The sequence below is a fragment of the Clostridium mobile genome (assembly GCF_018918285.1).
GTDB classification, from domain to species: Bacteria; Bacillota; Clostridia; order Clostridiales; family Clostridiaceae; genus Clostridium_AW; species Clostridium_AW mobile.
In genome coordinates this window covers 1,073,900-1,092,844 of the sequence record NZ_JAHLQF010000002.1, presented here as the reverse complement: position 1 = coordinate 1,092,844, position 18,945 = coordinate 1,073,900, and the positions used below count along the sequence as shown (strand labels likewise).

The window sequence follows — 18,945 nt, the reverse complement described above, 5'->3', positions numbered from 1 at the left end:
CAACTTTACGGAAATTATTTTCCTATTCCAAAAGTTAAATCAATATCTATTGCATCATTCAATATTTTCATAATATCTTCCCATATAACTCCAAACTTTGCTTCTGCCTGAATATAGGCAGCAACGTCTGGATTCATTGATATTATTGATCCTAGGCTATTTAATTTGTTTTCAGTTTCTGAAGATAGCTTACCATTTTTTATTTGCTCGGAATAAGCTTCATATTGCAATTTTCTGAAGTCGTTCAACATTTGTTTGTTTGTTTCATTAGTTTCAATTTTTTTACCTGCATTTCTTAATTCAACAACTTCTGGCGAAATTTTTAGAGTTTTAGCAAGTTCATGAGCTTTGTCATAAATATTCATAGTAATCCTCCCCTAAAATTAGATTTCCATTATTATTGGCAATATCATTGGCTTTCTCTTAGTTCTTTCATATAAAAATACTCTAAGAGATTCCTTTATATTTGATTTTATGGTTGCCCATTCTGTAATATGCTTTTCTTCACATTCTCTTAAGGCATCTCTTACTATGTTTCTTGCTTCTTCCATCAAATCTTCTGACTCTCTAACATAAACAAATCCTCTTGATATTATATCCGGACCTGCGATTACAGAGCCTGACTCTCTTTCTATTGTTACAACTACTGTTAATATACCATCTTGTGATAGATGTTTCCTATCTCTTAATACTATATTACCAACATCTCCAACTCCTAGTCCATCTACAAATACATGTCCTGAAGGTACCGTGCCATTCTTTCTTATTGAATCCCTAGTAACTTCTATCACGTCTCCATTTTCAGCAATTATTCCATTATTAGGACGTAGTCCTAATTTTGCAGCTAACTCAACGTGTTGTTTCAGGTGTCTATATTCTCCGTGAACTGGTATAAAAAACTTAGGTTTTACTAAAGTATGCATCAGTTTTAATTCCTCTTGGCAAGCGTGTCCTGAAACGTGAACATCTGCTAAAGTTTCGTATATTACCTCTGCACCTTTTTTGAAAAGCTGATTAATCACTTTGGATATAAGCTTTTCGTTACCTGGAATAGGGTTAGCTGAGATTATTACCATATCTCCTGGGATGATGTTTACCTTTCTGTGCTCTGAAGCAGCCATTCTTGAAAGTGCTGACATAGGTTCCCCCTGGCTTCCTGTGGTAATAATAACTATTTTATCATTAGGGTATTTATTTATTAAGTCTATATCAATTATCACTTCACTAGCCTCATCAATATACCCTAATTCTTTTGCCACTTCTACTATATTTTCCATACTTCTTCCCGAGAAGGCTACTTTCCTACCATATTTATTAGCAGCACTTATTACCTGCTGAATTCTATGTATGTGTGATGCAAAGGTAGCTACTATAATTCTACCTTTTGCTGTAGCAAATATGTCTTCGAAAGCTTCTCCTACAGTGCTTTCTGACATGGTATAACCCGGTCTTTCAACATTTGTACTATCAGCCATCATTACTGTTACACCCTTTTTTCCAAGCTCCGCAAATCTTGCTAAATCCGCTACACATCCATCAATAGGGGTGTAATCAATCTTAAAGTCGCCAGTATGAAGTATAACTCCTACAGGCGTATGGATAGCAATTGCTACTGAATCTGCAATGCTATGACTAGTTCTTATGAATTCTATGGAAATATCATCCAATTTTATGAAATCTCTAGGTTTAATACAGTTAAGTTTAACGCTGCTCAATAGGTTATGTTCTTTTAATTTTGTTTCTAAAATACCTAGTGTAAGCTTTGTACCATACACTGGAACGTTTAATTCTTTTAATATATAAGGAAGTGCACCTATATGATCCTCATGACCATGGGTTAAAAATATTCCTTTAACTTTATCTCTATGTCTTGCAATATAGCTAACATCCGGTATAACTAAGTCAATACCTAGCATTTCTTCATCAGGAAATTTCAATCCACAGTCTATGACAATTAGATCATTTTTGTATTCTATTACTGTTAAATTTTTTCCTATTTCATTTACTCCACCTAATGGAATAATTCTTACTTTGTCTTTTTCCTTCCTCATCTTTTCCCTCCTTTATTTTTTATTTTGAGCATTCACTGCATAAACCATAGAATTTTAAACTATGATCTTTTATTTGAAATTTATATTTTAATTCTATTTCATTTTCTAAAGTTTCTAAAAGGTCACCTTCAACTTCTATGACCTTACCGCAATCTGTACATATAAGGTGATGATGGTGATGACTTTCATCTTCGTTCACTAACTCATATCTGCTACAACCATCATTTAAATCCAATTTAGTTATTATACCCATTTCTTCTAATAACAATACCGTTCTATACACAGTAGCTAACCCTATTTCAGGGCATTCCTTTTTTACAAGATTATATAATTCTTCCGTAGTTAAATGATTTCCTTGATTTTTAATTATTATATCAACTATAGCTCTTCTTTGAGGTGTCAACTTATAACCTTTATCCTTTAAAATATCCTTTAATCTATCTATTTGAGTATAAGAATTTTCTCCCATGTTAATACCCCATTTCATAAAAATATATCATAGTCTATTATAACTATTAAATATAATCAATGTCAATTGATAATCATTTAATAAAATAATAAAAAGCTATGTTGAGCTCACATAGCTTTTTATTATTTTAATTTAGTTCATTATTGTCTTCTGAAAATAATGCCTCATATGCTTCAGCTACTAAAGCGAATTCATCTTCGTCATCAATGGTTATTAATATATCATTATCATCTTCGTCTTTTTCAACTTTTAAAGCTATTGCTTCATCTGTCTCTTCCCCTAACGGTACAACTATTACATATTCATTTTCTTCTATATCGAGTTTTGTAAGGACTTCAAACTCAATTTCTTCTCCCTCTTCATCTGTTAATACAATTGTAGTTACATCATTTTCCATAGTAATTCTCCTCTAAAATTTATTTAAATATGCTATCTAAATATCCTTGCAATATATAGGTAGCTGCTATTTTGTCTACTATTTTTTTTCTTTTGGCTCTTGATAAGTCTGCTTCCAGCATTATCTTATGAGCTGCTACAGTAGTAAGTCTTTCATCCCACATAATAATTTCTATTGAAAGACTCTCTTTTAGTATATCACAAAATTCCATTACCTTCTCACTTTGAGGTCCTAAAGTTCCATTCATATTTTTAGGTAACCCAGCTACCATTTTTTCTACATCATATTGAGAACATATCGACTTAATCTCTTCTATGTCTCTTTCAATTCCTCTTCTTTTGATAGTTGTAATTCCCTGAGCTGTAAATCCTAATGGATCGCTTATAGCAACTCCTATGGTTTTGTCTCCTACGTCAAGACCTAAAATTCTCATAGCCATCTCCTTTTGTTATGTACGATTTAAAAATAAAAATGCCTTTTAAGGCATTTTTATTTAATATTTAAGTAGCTTTTTAATACCTCTTCTAGAATCTCATCTCTTTCTAATTTTCTAACCATAGTTCTTGCTCCATTGTAATTTGTAATATACGTTGGATCTCCAGATATTAAATATCCTACCATTTGATTTACTGGATTATATCCTTTTTCCTTTAATGAAGCATACACTTCTGTTAGTATTTGTTTTGTTAAATCTTCTTTATTTCTTACTACGTCAAATTGTATAGTATGATCATTTCCCATCATATCTCACCCCGCTTACTATATGTAAGAAATGAATAGTTTAAATATATTATATAGTATTATTGTAAAAATGTATACTATTTTGATAAATTGGCTAACAACTCTTCTCCTTTTTGTATAGCTTCTTTAACTTTTTCTGGTAGCTTTCCTCCTGCTTGTGCCATATCTGGTCTGCCTCCACCGCCGCCTCCAGCAACAGTTGCAACTTCTTTTATTATCTTACCACAGTGTACGCCTTTAGCTACTGCACCTTTAGAAGCCATTGCTAAAAATTGCACCTTACCTTCGTTTATGCTACCAAGTAAAACTAATCCATCTCCTATTTTATCTCTTAGTTTATCTCCTAAATCTCTTAATGCATCTCCATCTATATCTTCCATTACACCTGAGATTAATTTGATTCCATTTACTTCTTTTAAATTATTTAAGAGTTCATCTTCAGCACCACTAGCTAATTGTTTTTTTAATTCATTCATTTCCTTGTCTTTAATCTTCATTTCAGTTATTTGCGCATTTACTTTATTTATTATATCCTTTTCTCCGCATTTTAATATATGTGAAAGATTTTTTATTACATTTTCTTTTTCTTCCATATAATCTATTGCTCTTATTCCGGTGAAAGCCTCTATTCTTCTAATTCCTGCTGCAACTCCTGTTTCAGAGATAATTTTAAATAGTCCAATCTCCCCTGAATTGCCTACATGGGTTCCTCCACAAAGCTCTTTGCTAAATTCTCCTACGCATACAACTCTTACATCTTCCTTATACTTATCATCAAATAATGCAATAGCACCATTTTCTTTAGCTTCTTCTATTGTCATTATATCAGTTTTTACAGTTAATACACTCATTACTTTGTTGTTAACTAATTTTTCAATACTTTTTAATTCTTCTTCTGTTAAAGCTGTAAAATGATTAAAATCAAATCTTAATCTTTCCTCATCAACATAAGAGCCCGCTTGCTGTACATGTTCCCCTAACACTTCTTTAAGTGCTTTATGAAGAATATGAGTAGCTGTATGATTTTTTCTTATGTTATTTCTTCTAATATCATCAACTGCTAATTTAACTTCTTCGTCTTTCTCTAATTTTCCTTGAATAACTTTTACGAAATGAAGGGTTTTTCCAGCTAAATTCTTTTTACAATCTAAAACTTCCGCTTTTCCTTCTTTTCCTATTATGAACCCTACGTCTCCTACTTGGCCTCCCATTTCAGCATAGAAAGGAGTTTTTTCAGTTATAATTACCCCTTCTTCACCTTCCATTATAGAAGTAGCAGCTCTATCATTTACAACCATAAAAGTTATTTTCGACTCTACGTCTAATTTAGTATATCCTACAAATTCTGTTTCTAATTCCTTTGGAAGCTTATTTAATATAGTATTTTCTAATCCCATGTAGTTGGATTCTTCTCTTGCAGCCCTTGCTCTTTCTCTTTGTTCAGTCATTTCCTTATTAAATCCGTCTATATCAAGTTTAATTCCCTTTTCTTCTAAAATCTCTTCTGTTAATTCTAAAGGAAATCCATAGGTATCATAAAGCTTAAATGCTTTTTCTCCTGACAGTATTTTTTCATTATTATTCTTTATCTCTTCGATATAATCATTTAATATTTGGATTCCAGCATCTATGGTTTCTCCAAATCTTTCTTCTTCTAATTTTATAACTTTTTTAATATAATCTTCTTTTTCCTTTAGTTCTGGATATGCACCATAAGAGTTTAAAATAACAGTTTCACATATTTGATGTAGAAAAATATGATCTATTCCCAAAATTTTACCATGTCTTGCAGCTCTTCTAAGTAATCTTCTTAAAACATATCCTCTACCTTCATTTGATGGTAATATTCCATCCCCAATCATGAAAGTAACACTTCTAATATGATCTGTAATAACCCTTAAGGAAATGTCATTATTTCTATCTTTGCCATATTCTATACCTGATACTTTACTTATTTCTTCTAATATAGCTTTTATTGTATCTACTTCAAAAATGCTATTTACACCCTGCATTATTGTTGCAATTCTTTCCAAGCCCATTCCAGTATCTATATTAGGATGAGCCAATTTATTATAGTTACCAAGCTCATCTTTATCAAATTGTGTGAATACTAAATTCCAAAATTCCACTACTCTATCTTCATCTGCAGCCTTTAAAAACTCTTCTACTGTGGTAATCTTTCCTTCTCCCCTATCGAAATGAATTTCAGAACATGGACCACATGGACCTTGGCCTATTTCCCAGAAATTATCTTCTTTACCTAGTCTAAAAATTCTAGTTGGATCTATATCCGTACTATTTTTCCATATTTCAAAAGCTTCATCATCATCTAAATATATAGTTACATATAATTTATCTTTAGATAATTTTAAAACCTCTGTTACAAACTCCCAAGCCCATGGAATTACTTCTTTTTTAAAATAGTCTCCAAAAGAAAAGTTCCCTAACATTTCAAAGAAAGTACCATGTCTTGATGTTTTTCCTACATTTTCTATATCTCCAGTTCTTATACACTTTTGACAAGTAGCTATTCTACTCTTTGGTGGAGCTTGAACTCCTGTAAAGTATGGTTTTAATGGTGCCATACCAGCATTTATTAATAATAAACTATTATCATTTTTAGGTACTAATGGAAAACTAGGTAGTGTTAAATGTTCTTTACTTCTAAAGAACTCTAAATAAGCTTCTCTTAGTTCATTTAAGCCCATCTTTTTCATAAATATCTCCTCCGTATTTTATATATTTTGATCTTAATTAAATTTTACGCAACAAAAAAAGCCTTCGAATTCAAGGGACGAAAGCTTATCCGTGGTACCACCCTATTTATATAAGCCAATGCTCATATCTCTTTAAAATATTATGGCTCCAAAACAGCGTTCAATATCTATGCTAAGAAGTTCTCACCATCCACTTCCTCTCTTTATAGCAAAAAATATCTACTCCTTTTTTTCACAGCCAAATTATTCATTTTGATAAAGATTATAAATAAAAAACTCTTTTATGTCAATACTTGAACTTTATTTATGATTGTTCTTTACTAAAAAATATAGTAATTTAAGTTTTCGTATATCACTTTAATTATTACTCCTATAGGAATTGCTAATATCATACCTAAAAATCCCCAAAGTTTTCCTCCTAGCAATAGCAATACTATTACTACTAATGGATGAATACTAATATTATCTCCTATAATCTTAGGGGATATTATATTCCCTTCTAGTTGCTGTAATAAATAAAAACTTATTGCAGTCCAAAGTGCTGTATAAGGTGATTTTAAAAGTGCAATTACAATTGCCGGTAAAGCCCCAAATACTGGACCAAAATAAGGTATTATATTGAAAAAAGCATTCAAAAAAGATAATACAAAAGGGAATTGAACTTTTAATGAAACTAATAAAATAAAAGTTATTACCCAAATTATTATTGATAGTATTACCTGAGTTACTATGTATCTGGATAAAATTTTATCTATATCTTCTAATATCCTTCTAAAAACTTTTCTGCTCTTTAAGGGAAATAGAGTTATAAACACTTTATATATATCTTTACTATCCACTAAAAAGTAATAGGCTAATATGGGGACCAAACTGAGAGCAAAAAAGCTCTCCCCAAATTTTAAAGTTTTCTCAAATATACTATTAAATATATTATCCACAGCTAAATTTGCTTTTAAATATAAATTTTGCAATGCATTATAAAACAATCTATTGTTTTTTACAGGCTTTATTTTATTGTAGATTCCATTTATTATTTCTTCTAACTGATATATTGCCCCTCCAATATTTGAGGCTTCTTTCATAAGTGCAGGGATTAAAAATACTATATTTATTACTAATATTAAAATTAATCCAATGATCAGCAAAAATGCTGCAAAACTTTTATTAATTCCAATAGAGATTAATTTTCGGTATAAGGGTCTTAATATATAGGAGCATATGAAGGACAAAAATAAAATAAAAAATATTTGCCTAGTGATTTCAAATTTAAATAGCAATAAGAATAAAACAATTCCTAATATAATGATTATATTTTTATATTTAATAATGTTTAACTTCATTGTTTTATATTCTTAAATACCAAGGTCTTAGGTATATTTGAAAAAGATAATGTATCCTTATTACCAAAATAAAGTATTGAGTCATCACCCAATAGCATATCTTTAACTAGCAAAACTTTTTTTCCATAAATTAGACTTGTTAAATAACCTGTCCACAGCACTATACCATTTATAATAAAATTGTTTCCTTCAAAAATTAAATCTTCTAATGTTCCTATTATATTTCCATTTAGGTCAATCACATCCATTAATCTAACGTGACTTAGTTGAGTTAAAGATCCTTTTCTGCATTTTGATACCACCATATATTTATTAAAGGATATAATATCTTCCTTTAGTACGTATTGAGATGATTGAAAAATCCTGTAGGAAATAATAGAGAATCCTAGAACTTCTCCTTTATTAAAATCCACTAATAAATCTTTTATGCATCCTATATTCTTACCTTTTATATCAAAGACATCCATAAATAAAAAGTCTTTTTTTCTATACACCTTATCACTCCATTTTTTGTTAAGATTATACTTATTTTTACCCTATATCTTAAAAATATCCTCTTTATTTACTCTATAAAAATAAAAAAGCGAAGCTATTAATTATAACCTCACTTTAATTTATTAATTTTCAAATATTAATGGTAGTTTAATTTAAAATTTTTTTATATGAATCAACTAAAGTATGCTATCAATAATTCCTCCGCCCAGAAGAAGATTTTCTAAATAAAATACTACAGATTGACCTTTAGTAATGGCTCTTTGTGGTTCATCAAATATAACCTTTAGTTTATTGCCATCGAATACTTCTATAGTTGCTGGTGAAGGTTTTGCAGCATATCTTATTTTCGCTTCCACCTTCATCTTATTTTCTAACTTATCAAAAGGTATGAAGTTAAAATCTTTAGCAATAAGCTCTCTTTTGAATATTTCTTCTTCATCTCCTATTACCACTTGATTTTTAGAAGGAATTATATCTATAACAAATGAAGGCTTTCCTAGAGCTATACCTAATCCTTTCCTTTGGCCTATAGTATAATACATTAATCCCTTGTGTTTTCCAAGAACCTTGCCATTCTTGTCCACAAATTCTCCCTCTTGTATATTTCCTTTATAGTTTTCTAATATAAATCTTCCATGATTGTTATCTGGAATAAAGCAAATTTCTTCACTGTCTTTTTTATTATGCACTTCTAACCCAATTTCTTTGGCAATTTCTCTTATTTGAGACTTTGTATAATCACCACAAGGCATTAACACATGCTTTAATTGATGCTGTTGTAAATTATAAAACATATAGCTTTGGTCTTTTCTCTCGTCATCCCCTCTATATATTAAGTATCTATCCTCTATTTTGTTAACTTTACTATAGTGTCCAGTGGCAATATAATCAGCTCCTAATTCTAGAGCTTTTTTTAAAAACACATCAAATTTTATGTACTTATTGCATTGAACACATGGGTTTGGCGTTCTTCCATTTACGTATTCATTCATAAAATAGTCTACTACTTTATCATTAAATTCTTCAATTAAATCCACAGCTACAAATTCTATGTTTAAATCTTTACATACTTTTCTAGCATTTTCTATTATCATCTCTGATTCAGTTAATCCATTATTACATTTATTTCCTGGGAAAACTTTCATAGTCATTCCAACTACTTCATATCCTTGTTTTTTCAAAAGGTGGGCTGTAACGGAGCTATCTACTCCTCCACTCATTCCTACAAATACTTTCTTTTTCATAACTTCACCTAACTCTTCATAATATTTAAATTTATCCGATGACTACCATCCGTAATACTCCCATCTTCTACAAGTAAGAGATAACGGATGCTACGTCCCTGGATAAGTTCTTCTAAGCTTCAGTTGGAGTAAGTATTCCTTTTAAGCAAACTCCATCTGAAGCTAAGAATCACTTGATATCAATTAATTTTACATTAATATATTAATTAAAACATAAAAGTTGAGAGTTGAAAATCAACTTTCAATTTTCTACTCTCAACTAATTAATTATTCTCCGTTTAATTATTCTCCGTGTACTTCTTCATGAATATGTTCGGAATGATGTTTTGTTTCCCAAGGTTCTAATCCTATTGATTTCCTGTAATCGTTAATTGCATCATGTATAGCTTCTTCAGCTAAAACAGAGCAATGCATCTTTACTGGTGGAAGTCCATCCAATGCCTCAGCCACCGCTTTATTAGTTAATTCCCACGCTTCATCAACTGTCTTACCCTTTATAAGTTCAGTTGCCATGCTTGAGGAAGCTATAGCTGAACCACAACCAAAGGTCTTAAACTTAACATCTTCGATAATATTATCTTCAACCTTTAAGTATATTTTCATAATGTCTCCACATTTTGCATTTCCTACTTCGCCAATACCGTTAGCATCTTTAATTTCACCAACATTTCTTGGGTTTCTAAAATGATCCATAACTATTTCACTGTATACCATAATTATTTTTCTCCCTTCTTAACGAAATCTTCCCATAATGGTGACATATTTCTAAGTCTTTCCACTATTTTAGGTAAAACTTCTAGTACATAATCTACTTCTTCTTCAGTAGTTCCATCTCCCATTGAAAGTCTTAAGGAACCATGAGCTAATTCATGTGGTAATCCTAAAGCTAGCAACACATGGGAAGGATCAAGTGAACCGGATGCACATGCGCTACCAGTTGAACCATAAATACCTTCAAAATCTAAAGAAAGTAGCAATGCTTCCCCTTCTATTCCAATAAAACTAAAGTTAGCGCTACCTGGAAGTCTGTTTTCTCCAGTTGGACCGTTTAACTTAGTGTGAGGTATTCTTTCCATCACGCCATTTATTAATTTATCTCTTAGTTTTATTAATCTTTCGCTCTCTTCCTTTAATTCAGAAACTGCAAGCTCTATAGCTTTACCCATACCTATCATTCCTGGTACATTTTCAGTGCTCGCTCTTCTTCCTTTTTCCTGTCCACCACCGTGTATTAAATTATCAAGTTTAATTCCTTTTCTAATATAAAGGGCACCTACACCTTTAGGTCCATAGAACTTGTGAGCAGCTATAGATAATAAGTCAATATTCATATCTTCTACATCAACAGGTATATGTCCAATGGCCTGAACTGCATCTGTATGGAAAATGATTTTCTTTTCCTTACAAATTTTTCCTATTTCTTTTATAGGCTGTATTGACGCTACTTCATTATTAGCAAACATTATTGTAGTTAATATAGTAGTATCTTTTATAGCATTCTTAAAATCTTCTATTTTGATTAATCCCTGTTCATCTACAGGTAAGTAAGTAACTTCAAAACCATGCTTTTCTAAGTATTGACATACATACAATACGGCATGATGTTCAGTATTAGTAGTTATTATGTGATTACCTTTATTCTTATTAGCTAAAGCTACACCTTTAATAGCCCAGTTGTCTGCTTCACTTCCTCCAGCTGTAAAGAATATTTCATCCTTTTTAGCATTAATAGCTTTAGCAACTCTTTCTCTAGCTTTATCTATAGCAGCTATAGGATCTTGTGAAATAGAATAAAATTTTGAAGATGGGTTTGCAAATTTTTCTGTGAAATATGGGAGCATTTCCTCCAAAACCTCAGGTTTTGTATATGTGGTTGCTGAGTAATCCATATAAACATTTTTTCTTTCCATTTTATTATTTCTCCTTTCGTGAAGAGCTTTTTAATCTATTATTGTCGTCTATTAAATCTTGTAAGGTTGTTGTTCTTGTTACATTTTCTATACTTTCTTTTATCCTTACCCAAAGAAGCCTAGTTGAGCAAAGATCACTATTTTCACAACTATCTTCGGAAATACATTCTGATAAAAATACAGGCCCTTCTAATAATTCTATAATTTCTCCAATTGTTATATGTTCTGGGTCTCTGCTAAGAATGTACCCTCCTTGTGCTCCCCTAATACTTTTTACTATTTTTCCTTTTCTAAGTACAGCAAAAAGTTGCTCTAAGTAATATTCGGATATATTTTGTCTTTCTGATATTGTTTTTATAGAAACTGGTTCACCGCGATAGTTGATAGCTAAATCCACTATTGCCTTAACCCCATATCTCCCTTTTGTAGATAATTTCATATAATCACCCCTTTGAGTAATTAATGTTGAGTGTTTTACTATAATTTCAAGATTATAATATCAAATCAGAGTAAAACTGTCAACTATAAATTAGTAAATTTAACTATAAAATTTTTTTATTTATAAACAAATAAAGAATAAAAAATATAAAGAGATTTTATCCACCCAAAATCCCTTTATATTTAAACTTATTAACCTTCTTTATTTTAGATCTTTTAAGCTTTTTATGTAGTTTGAAAATTGTTCTTCCATTTTATTATTGCCAGGATTATAGTATATAGCCTCCTTAATGTTATCTGGTAAATACTGCTGTTTTACATAATTATTCTTATAATTGTGGGGGTATTTATACCCAATTCCTCTTCCTAAATCTTCTGCACCAGAATAGTGGCTATCCTTTATATAGGCTGGAATATCGCCTATCTCTTTATTTCTTAAGTCATTTATAGCTCTATCAATGGCACATATAACAGAATTAGATTTTGGAGATGTAGCAAGAAGTATAACTCCTTGAGCCAAAGGTATTCTCCCCTCTGGCAATCCTAACTGCAGTGCAGAATCAACACAGTTTTTAACAATAGTAATGGCATTAGGATAAGCTAACCCTATATCTTCACTAGCTATGACTAATAATCTTCTACAAATGGAAATTAAATCGCCACTTTCAACCAATCTAGCTAAGTAGTGCAATGAAGCATCCACGTCACTTCCTCTTATAGATTTTTGAAAAGCACTTAATACATCATAATGGCTATCTCCTGACTTATCATAGTTTAGTATTTTACCCTGGGTAGAATCCATCACTATATTTAAATCAATGATAATTTCACCATGAGAATTAGGGGGAGTAGAATAAATTGCTACCTCTAATCCATTTAATGCTTTTCTTAAGTCACCTCCACTAACTTCTCCCATATAATCCAATGCTTCATCCTTTACTATAACATCATTTTTTATCTCATCTCTTATTATGGTTAGCCCTCTTTTTAATCCCTTTATTACATCCTCTTTGACTAACATTTTAAATTCAAAAATAGTAGATCTACTAAGTATGGCTTTATAAACATAGTGATATGGATTTTCAGTGGTACTGGCAATTAGTGTTATTTTCCCATTTTCAATATACTCCAATAAAGACTGTTGTTGTTTCTTGTTAAAATTTTGTATTTCATCTAAATATAATAACACCCCATTCATACCCATAAGAGTATTTGTAGTAGCTATAACTTCTTTTACATCATTTAATGAGGCATTTGTAGCATTGAGTTTATAAAAACTTTTATTAGTTTTTTTTGCTATTATGTTTGCTACAGTAGTCTTCCCAGTACCTGGTGGTCCATAGAATATCATATTTGATATTCTTCCTGAGTTTACTATTCTATTTAAAATTTTATTTTCACCTAAAATATGTTTTTGACCAACTACTTCGGTTAATTCTATTGGTCTTATTCTTTCTGCTAAAGGCGCTGTATTCAATTATAATTTCCTCTCCTTAATCAGCTTATCTAAGGTATTATCAAGTACTTTTTCAATGGTGTTAACCATCTTGGTTCCTTGATTTACAGCAGCATTTGACCCACCATTTATAATTGCTTTAACTTTATTAATGTTGTATGAATACTTAAACTTTCTAACTTTATTTTTCTCTAATAAGCCTAAATAATATAATATCTCATTTCTACAGTAAGGGGATGCAATTTTTAAGGCTTCATTTAAATATTTCTTTGAAAGTATTAAATAATTTTCCTTTTCTGCAGGGTCTTTTGTCCATAAAGAAATAAGTTGTGCGCTTCTACCTATACATACTAAATTTTTTTCATCTTTTAGCCCACTTTTTAATCCAATGTTTATACTCTTTAAAAGTGCTCTTTTATATGTCCATTTGTTTTTATCTAGTGCACTTTCAACTACCTCTCCACCAAACTCAACTCCTATATCCATCGCAGTTCCTAATGGATCTATTGGAGCTTTGGCTAAGTTTAAAAAAAGAAAAACTTTTTTGTAATATTTAATGCATTCCGCTAGTATTAGCCAAGATAAAGGATCATCGGGATTATTTTCCACCATGATTTTAATTTTTTCAATTTGCGATGCTCCCTCAACCATATCATCAACTACTGATATTACCGGTATACTTTTAAACTCTTTTTGTACTCTTTCTATTAATGATAAGTCTTTGTTACTTTCAGCTCTAGATTTTTTAGATATGGTTATTTCATTTTTGAGTTCACTTAAGTAAGTTTCTCTTTTACCTCTCTCTTCTGCTTCAATTAATTCTTTTGATATTTTTTCATTATTTTTTTTGGCTTTTCTAGATAGATATTCATATTTAACTTTTTCTTTAGCCTTACTATAAGCTAATTTATTTATTATATTTACCTTTTTAAGCAACCCCATAATCTCTACTTCCTTCTAATCAATATACCAATCTAATATTTCTCCATAATATAGTACATGATAATCTCCATTTTTGTACGATCCATCTTTGATTTTATCACAAAGTAAGGAGGGTTCCATTTCTTGTTTATATACTATTTTACACTCAAAGTGCATATCACAGTTACCTATGATTGGTGTAGTGGTTTCCTTTCCTTCTTTGAGAATTAAATTGCACTCCTTAAACTTATCTATATCTCTTCCTGATTTAATCCCGCAAATAGTTAATTCTTTTTTTAAGTCTACATTCAAAGGCATGCTTACTGTAAATTCCTCAGTGTTTTCTATTAGTTCATAACTATATCTTGACTTTCTTACTAATACAGTTAATATTGGTTTTCTCCATTGATATCCTATATTAGCCCATCCTATAGTCATCGTGTTGACTTTTTCTCCATCTTTTACAGTTAAAAAGGCTCCTTTATCTCTTATTACCTCCATTGCCTTTCCCATTATGCTAGTAAAGTCTTTCATAATTTATACCTCCTTATTAATATTTCATGTATTCTTTTTTCCTATTCCTAAAATATATAGGCTTTAATTTACAATATTCCGCTAAGTCAAATGCATCTGAGAAATAATTACCTATATTTTTGTTTACATGAGCATCAGAACCTATGGTGACATACTTACCGCCTAATTCTCTAAATTTGTTATATAAATTCATTAAGTTTTCTACAGCTTCTTTATCTCCAAATCTTCTAGTATTTATTTCTAAGGCAATTTCCCTTTCCACTAATATTTTAAAGATACTGTCTATGGTCTCTCTATAGTTTTCATAATAGATTTCTCTATCCTCATAAGGGGAATATCTACACATGAAATCAATATGTCCAAGAGAATCTATAAAGGTATGCTCTTTTATGCAATTATACATATGATTAAGGTAATTACTATATACCTCTTCCTTTTTCTTGCCTTCATATAATTCATGGCCAAAAATATCGTAATAATCACTTCCGTCTTTAACTAAATGAACTGAACCTATAACATAATCAAAGGGATGATTTTTAGCTATCTCTTCATTCTCCATTACACAATCCGTTCTCATCCCTAATTCTACTCCGAGTAATAGTTTATCTCCCCTATATTTACTATATTTTTCAAAGTATTCATCTATATTAAATATAAAATCTCCTTCTTGTGGGAAATTTAAATCTAAGTGCTCAGTTAGAATTACTCCTAAATTATTGTTTTGTGTTTCCTTTATTACTTCTTCTATTTTCATTTTACAATCTGATGAAAATTCTGTATGAACATGACAATCGAACATTTTTACCTCCTAAATTTTATATAATAATGTTATTAACCTATTAACCACGTAAACTACTGCTGCTACTACCATGGATGATAATATTATATATTAAAGTCCTTATAATTTTGATAATGTTTTTCTTGAGTATGAAAAAACTGCAGTAAAACTTTGTCACTTATTCTTGTGTCAAAAATTATCCTTGAACAAGTAAAGTTAGGTTCGTTTTCTATGCATAGTATAGAGTCCTCATAATTTTCCCCTCTATAATCTAATATACTTACAAAATCCGCACTTAATATTTCATTTCCTTTTTCATTTATTTTTTTCTTTAATAACTCTTTCCCTTTTTCAAGTCTAAAAGGAGATGTACTTCCCTCTCCAGTTATGCTTTTTTCATTTGCTATTGATGAATGTATATAGTGATTTGTATGTACATAATAATCATTAATCTCTTTTATACTTATATCCTTATGAGTAACTTCTATAGATATACATTGATTTTTGTTGGTATCTAAAGCTACTGCATGAAAGCCAGAACCTCTATTTTTAATGTTGCATCTATCAATAAAGTCTTCTAAACTTTTAGCTTCACTTATATATCTTTGCAAAAAGTATCTTGGTATACCTGTTACTGAAACATCTTCACTATAACAGTAGTTTATTGTCTTAACTATACCGTAGTTGTTAAAGCTAAAAGCATTTCCAAAGGGCATATTACAGTAGTCGTAGGTTACAAACCAGTCCTTATCATTCCAGCATTTTGTTAGAGCTGAATTACCTGGAATATAGTTATCATCTTCATTATGCCCTAATAATATTGTACCATCTTCTCTTTTACAAACCAACGTTGTGCAACCTACTCCTTCATTCAAAAGTTCAGCACACATTATTAAAAAGTATAAATCTTTGTCTACACCTGCTCCCTCTGCTCTTCCTTCTATCTCCATAACATAATCTGAAAATCTTTCCTTAGTAATTTCTTTAATATAAGCAGATTTTTTCATTAAATCTTTGTTATCAAGTAAATGTATATAATTTTTAATACAATTATTTATAGCCTCTTTTAACTCTACTCCAGAAGTCCATCCTCTTTCATAAGGGCTTCCCTTTGCTTCTATAAATTTAATCTTATTTCTCAAAATAATCTCCCTTCCATTGCTAGCTATTTTCCACTAAATTAAATCTTCATAATTTATATTATAATACAAAAAAGAATAAAATGAATTTTTATATGCATTAATATGTAGTATAATATACATAAAATTTATTTGATGAGGGGGCAATAATATGAATAACTTAAATGACGAGAGATTAAAGTACCTTGAAAAGGTAAAAACTATAGTTGTTAAAGTTGGATCATCAACCCTTACTTATAACAATGGACTTCTTAATTTAAATCACATAGAAGGCCTGGTAAGGCAATTATCTGATCTTCATAATATGGGATATAATGTAGTATTGGTTAGTTCAGGTGCTATTGGTGCAGGTATGGGAAAACTAGGATTACAGGAAAGGCCAAAGACTATCCCTGAAAAGCAGGCTGCTGCTGCAGTAGGCCAAGGAATACTTATGCATATGTATGAAAAAGTATTCTCTGAATACGGAAAAACCGTTGGACAAATACTCTTAACAAAAGAGGATATGACTGATGATATTAGAAAAAATAATGCCCATAATACATTTTCATCTCTGTTAGAACAAAGGGTTATACCAATAATAAATGAAAATGACGCAGTTGTAGTAGATGAAATAAAGGTTGGAGATAACGATACTCTTTCTGCTTATGTTGCTCAATTGGTAAATGCAGAGCTTTTAATTCTTATGTCTGATATAGACGGTCTTTACAATTGCGATCCTAGAAAAAACTCTGATGCTAAAATAATTTCTTTTATAGAAGAAATAACAGAGGAAATAGTTGCCTGTGCTGGAGGAGCTGGTAGCAACTTAGGCACTGGAGGAATGGCTACAAAAATTAATGCAGCAAAAATTGCTACCGCATCAGGTATCTCAATGGTGATAATCAATGGCGAAAATTCTAAGAACTTAAGAGATATACTCAATGGGATAAATATAGGTACCTGGTTTAAAGCTAATTTATGATAGGAGGACTAAAAATGGAAAGCTTAATGGATTATATAGTATCCAAAGGTAAAAATGCTAAAAAAGCTTCTAAAATTCTTTCAATTTTAGATTCAAATACTAAAAACAAAGCATTGATTCGTATGGCAGAGAATTTGGTTAACAATTCTCAAGCTATAATTGAAGCTAATAAAATAGACATGGAAAAAGGCAAAGAGAAAGGACTAAGCCAAGCTCTTTTAGATAGACTTCTCATCACTGAAAAAAGAATCTCCGATATGGCAGAAGGTCTTAGAGAAGTAGCAGATTTACCTGATCCAGTTGGAGAAGTTATTAAAATGTGGAAAAGACCCAATGGCATAAGAGTAGGTCAAAAAAGAGTACCTCTTGGAGTTTTGGGCATCATATATGAAGCTAGACCTAATGTTACTGTAGATGCAGCAGGTTTATGCTTAAAATCAGGAAATGCAGTTATTTTAAGAGGAGGATCTGAGGCTATAAACACTAACAAATGTATAGCTCAAATTCTTAAAGACTCATGTGTACAATGTGGCCTTCCAGAAGGGGCCATTGAATTAATAGAAGTTACAGACAGAGAAGCGGTAAATATTATGCTAAAGCTCAATGAATATATAGATGTTTTAATTCCACGTGGTGGCAGTGGATTAATTAAAACAGTAGTAGCTAATGCCACAGTACCTGTAATTGAAACTGGAGTTGGAAATTGCCACGTATTCGTAGATGAAAGTGCAGATATGGCTATGGCAAAAGATATTATAGTTAACGCAAAAACTCAAAGACCTGGTGTATGTAATGCAATAGAAACCATATTAGTTCACCAAAATATTGCAGAAAGGTTTTTACCTTATATAGCTAATGAACTATATAAACATAAAGTAGAATTAAGGGTTTGCCAGGATAGTAAGAAAATATTGTTAAATACCATAGAAGATAAAGAAATCTTTAACTATATAAAAGATGTAACAATAGAGGACTGGAGTGAGGAATATTTAAACTTTATTCTTGCAGTTAAAGTAGTACAATCCATTGAAGACGCAATTGATCATATTGACTTATATGGAACAAAACATTCAGAAGCTATAATAACAAGAGATTATTTTAATTCTGAAAAATTCTTAAATGAAATAGATGCCGCTGCAGTATATGTAAATGCCTCCACAAGATTTACCGATGGATCTCAATATGGGTTTGGAGCAGAAATTGGAATAAGTACACAAAAGTTACATGCTCGCGGCCCAATGGGAGTGGAACAGTTAACTACAATTAAATATATTGTATATGGAGATGGGCAGGTTAGAATTTAGTATATAACAAATTATTTTTACAGTTATAAGTTTCTACAGTAGTAATT

Annotated in this window: 20 protein-coding genes and 1 other annotated feature; of the genes, 2 read left to right on the top strand and 18 right to left on the bottom strand. The window is 30.6% G+C overall.

What is annotated here, in order from left to right; translation table 11 throughout:
* Window positions 1-14: 14 nt before the first annotated feature.
* From KQI86_RS11415 to KQI86_RS11330, 18 genes are all read right to left on the bottom strand, one after another.
* On the bottom strand, window positions 15-365 hold the full coding sequence (locus KQI86_RS11415) for a YlbF/YmcA family competence regulator (protein WP_216439462.1): 351 nt from the start codon (window positions 363-365) through the stop codon (window positions 15-17).
* Window positions 366-383: 18 nt separating this feature from the next.
* Window positions 384-2,051 carry a ribonuclease J gene (locus KQI86_RS11410; RefSeq protein WP_216439461.1) on the bottom strand — a complete coding sequence of 556 codons (1,668 nt, stop codon included), beginning with the start codon at window positions 2,049-2,051 and terminating at the stop codon, window positions 384-386.
* Between the two features lie 19 nt (window positions 2,052-2,070).
* Window positions 2,071-2,520 carry a Fur family transcriptional regulator gene (locus tag KQI86_RS11405; RefSeq protein WP_216439460.1) on the bottom strand — a complete coding sequence of 150 codons (450 nt, stop codon included), beginning with the start codon at window positions 2,518-2,520 and terminating at the stop codon, window positions 2,071-2,073.
* A 127-nt stretch (window positions 2,521-2,647) separates the two neighbouring features.
* The gene (locus KQI86_RS11400) at window positions 2,648-2,917 is read right to left on the bottom strand and encodes a DUF1292 domain-containing protein (protein ID WP_216439459.1); all 270 of its coding nucleotides are present in this window, start codon (window positions 2,915-2,917) and stop codon (window positions 2,648-2,650) included.
* Between the two features lie 19 nt (window positions 2,918-2,936).
* Window positions 2,937-3,350 carry a Holliday junction resolvase RuvX gene (gene ruvX, locus KQI86_RS11395; protein WP_216439458.1) on the bottom strand — a complete coding sequence of 138 codons (414 nt, stop codon included), beginning with the start codon at window positions 3,348-3,350 and terminating at the stop codon, window positions 2,937-2,939.
* Window positions 3,351-3,406: 56 nt separating this feature from the next.
* On the bottom strand, window positions 3,407-3,658 hold the full coding sequence (locus KQI86_RS11390) for an IreB family regulatory phosphoprotein (RefSeq protein ID WP_216439457.1): 252 nt from the start codon (window positions 3,656-3,658) through the stop codon (window positions 3,407-3,409).
* A 77-nt stretch (window positions 3,659-3,735) separates the two neighbouring features.
* A complete protein-coding gene (alaS, locus tag KQI86_RS11385) occupies window positions 3,736-6,375 on the bottom strand; it encodes an alanine--tRNA ligase (RefSeq protein WP_216439456.1) in 2,640 nt (879 codons plus the stop codon).
* Window positions 6,376-6,445: 70 nt separating this feature from the next.
* Window positions 6,446-6,620 (bottom strand) — a binding site (T-box leader).
* A gap of 75 nt (window positions 6,621-6,695) precedes the next feature.
* On the bottom strand, window positions 6,696-7,715 hold the full coding sequence (locus tag KQI86_RS11380; protein ID WP_216439455.1) for an AI-2E family transporter: 1,020 nt from the start codon (window positions 7,713-7,715) through the stop codon (window positions 6,696-6,698).
* Window positions 7,712-8,209 (bottom strand): PRC-barrel domain-containing protein, encoded by a 498-nt coding sequence (locus KQI86_RS11375; RefSeq protein ID WP_216439454.1) that lies wholly within the window; start codon window positions 8,207-8,209, stop codon window positions 7,712-7,714. Before KQI86_RS11375 ends, KQI86_RS11380 begins: the two co-directional genes overlap by 4 nt.
* 177 nt (window positions 8,210-8,386) lie before the next feature.
* Window positions 8,387-9,454, bottom strand: coding sequence for a tRNA 2-thiouridine(34) synthase MnmA (gene mnmA, locus KQI86_RS11370; protein WP_216439453.1), 1,068 nt, complete (start codon window positions 9,452-9,454; stop codon window positions 8,387-8,389).
* Window positions 9,455-9,736: 282 nt separating this feature from the next.
* Window positions 9,737-10,168 (bottom strand): Fe-S cluster assembly scaffold protein NifU, encoded by a 432-nt coding sequence (gene nifU, locus KQI86_RS11365; protein WP_216439452.1) that lies wholly within the window; start codon window positions 10,166-10,168, stop codon window positions 9,737-9,739.
* Between the two features lie 2 nt (window positions 10,169-10,170).
* Window positions 10,171-11,364 (bottom strand): cysteine desulfurase NifS, encoded by a 1,194-nt coding sequence (gene nifS, locus KQI86_RS11360; RefSeq protein WP_216439451.1) that lies wholly within the window; start codon window positions 11,362-11,364, stop codon window positions 10,171-10,173.
* Window positions 11,365-11,368: 4 nt separating this feature from the next.
* Window positions 11,369-11,803 (bottom strand): RrF2 family transcriptional regulator, encoded by a 435-nt coding sequence (locus KQI86_RS11355; RefSeq protein ID WP_216439450.1) that lies wholly within the window; start codon window positions 11,801-11,803, stop codon window positions 11,369-11,371.
* 201 nt (window positions 11,804-12,004) lie between these two features.
* On the bottom strand, window positions 12,005-13,279 hold the full coding sequence (locus tag KQI86_RS11350; protein WP_216439449.1) for a replication-associated recombination protein A: 1,275 nt from the start codon (window positions 13,277-13,279) through the stop codon (window positions 12,005-12,007).
* The gene (locus tag KQI86_RS11345; RefSeq protein WP_216439448.1) at window positions 13,280-14,200 is read right to left on the bottom strand and encodes a hypothetical protein; all 921 of its coding nucleotides are present in this window, start codon (window positions 14,198-14,200) and stop codon (window positions 13,280-13,282) included.
* Window positions 14,201-14,215: 15 nt separating this feature from the next.
* A complete protein-coding gene (locus KQI86_RS11340) occupies window positions 14,216-14,713 on the bottom strand; it encodes a flavin reductase family protein (RefSeq protein WP_216439447.1) in 498 nt (165 codons plus the stop codon).
* Between the two features lie 16 nt (window positions 14,714-14,729).
* Window positions 14,730-15,512, bottom strand: a complete 783-nt coding sequence (locus KQI86_RS11335; RefSeq protein WP_216439446.1) for a histidinol phosphate phosphatase — start codon at window positions 15,510-15,512, stop codon at window positions 14,730-14,732.
* Between the two features lie 83 nt (window positions 15,513-15,595).
* A complete protein-coding gene (locus KQI86_RS11330; RefSeq protein ID WP_216439445.1) occupies window positions 15,596-16,633 on the bottom strand; it encodes a C45 family autoproteolytic acyltransferase/hydrolase in 1,038 nt (345 codons plus the stop codon).
* A 148-nt stretch (window positions 16,634-16,781) separates the two neighbouring features.
* Between KQI86_RS11330 and proB the strand changes: the two genes are divergently transcribed.
* Window positions 16,782-17,594 (top strand): glutamate 5-kinase, encoded by an 813-nt coding sequence (gene proB, locus KQI86_RS11325; protein ID WP_216439444.1) that lies wholly within the window; start codon window positions 16,782-16,784, stop codon window positions 17,592-17,594.
* Window positions 17,595-17,608: 14 nt separating this feature from the next.
* Window positions 17,609-18,898: a glutamate-5-semialdehyde dehydrogenase gene (locus tag KQI86_RS11320; protein WP_281417248.1), complete on the top strand. Its 1,290-nt coding sequence runs from the start codon at window positions 17,609-17,611 to the stop codon at window positions 18,896-18,898.
* The last annotated feature ends 47 nt before the right edge of the window (window positions 18,899-18,945 follow it).

Coding starts and splice junctions, on each gene's coding strand:
- KQI86_RS11415 (WP_216439462.1), bottom strand. CDS start 365: ATGAATATTTATGACAAAGCTCATGAACTTGCTAAAACTCTAAAAATT.
- KQI86_RS11410 (WP_216439461.1), bottom strand. CDS start 2,051: ATGAGGAAGGAAAAAGACAAAGTAAGAATTATTCCATTAGGTGGAGTA.
- KQI86_RS11405 (WP_216439460.1), bottom strand. CDS start 2,520: ATGGGAGAAAATTCTTATACTCAAATAGATAGATTAAAGGATATTTTA.
- KQI86_RS11400 (WP_216439459.1), bottom strand. CDS start 2,917: ATGGAAAATGATGTAACTACAATTGTATTAACAGATGAAGAGGGAGAA.
- ruvX (WP_216439458.1), bottom strand. CDS start 3,350: ATGAGAATTTTAGGTCTTGACGTAGGAGACAAAACCATAGGAGTTGCT.
- KQI86_RS11390 (WP_216439457.1), bottom strand. CDS start 3,658: ATGGGAAATGATCATACTATACAATTTGACGTAGTAAGAAATAAAGAA.
- alaS (WP_216439456.1), bottom strand. CDS start 6,375: ATGAAAAAGATGGGCTTAAATGAACTAAGAGAAGCTTATTTAGAGTTC.
- KQI86_RS11380 (WP_216439455.1), bottom strand. CDS start 7,715: ATGAAGTTAAACATTATTAAATATAAAAATATAATCATTATATTAGGA.
- mnmA (WP_216439453.1), bottom strand. CDS start 9,454: ATGAAAAAGAAAGTATTTGTAGGAATGAGTGGAGGAGTAGATAGCTCC.
- nifU (WP_216439452.1), bottom strand. CDS start 10,168: ATGGTATACAGTGAAATAGTTATGGATCATTTTAGAAACCCAAGAAAT.
- nifS (WP_216439451.1), bottom strand. CDS start 11,364: ATGGAAAGAAAAAATGTTTATATGGATTACTCAGCAACCACATATACA.
- KQI86_RS11355 (WP_216439450.1), bottom strand. CDS start 11,803: ATGAAATTATCTACAAAAGGGAGATATGGGGTTAAGGCAATAGTGGAT.
- KQI86_RS11345 (WP_216439448.1), bottom strand. CDS start 14,200: ATGGGGTTGCTTAAAAAGGTAAATATAATAAATAAATTAGCTTATAGT.
- KQI86_RS11340 (WP_216439447.1), bottom strand. CDS start 14,713: ATGAAAGACTTTACTAGCATAATGGGAAAGGCAATGGAGGTAATAAGA.
- KQI86_RS11335 (WP_216439446.1), bottom strand. CDS start 15,512: ATGTTCGATTGTCATGTTCATACAGAATTTTCATCAGATTGTAAAATG.
- proB (WP_216439444.1), top strand. CDS start 16,782: ATGAATAACTTAAATGACGAGAGATTAAAGTACCTTGAAAAGGTAAAA.
- KQI86_RS11320 (WP_281417248.1), top strand. CDS start 17,609: ATGGAAAGCTTAATGGATTATATAGTATCCAAAGGTAAAAATGCTAAA.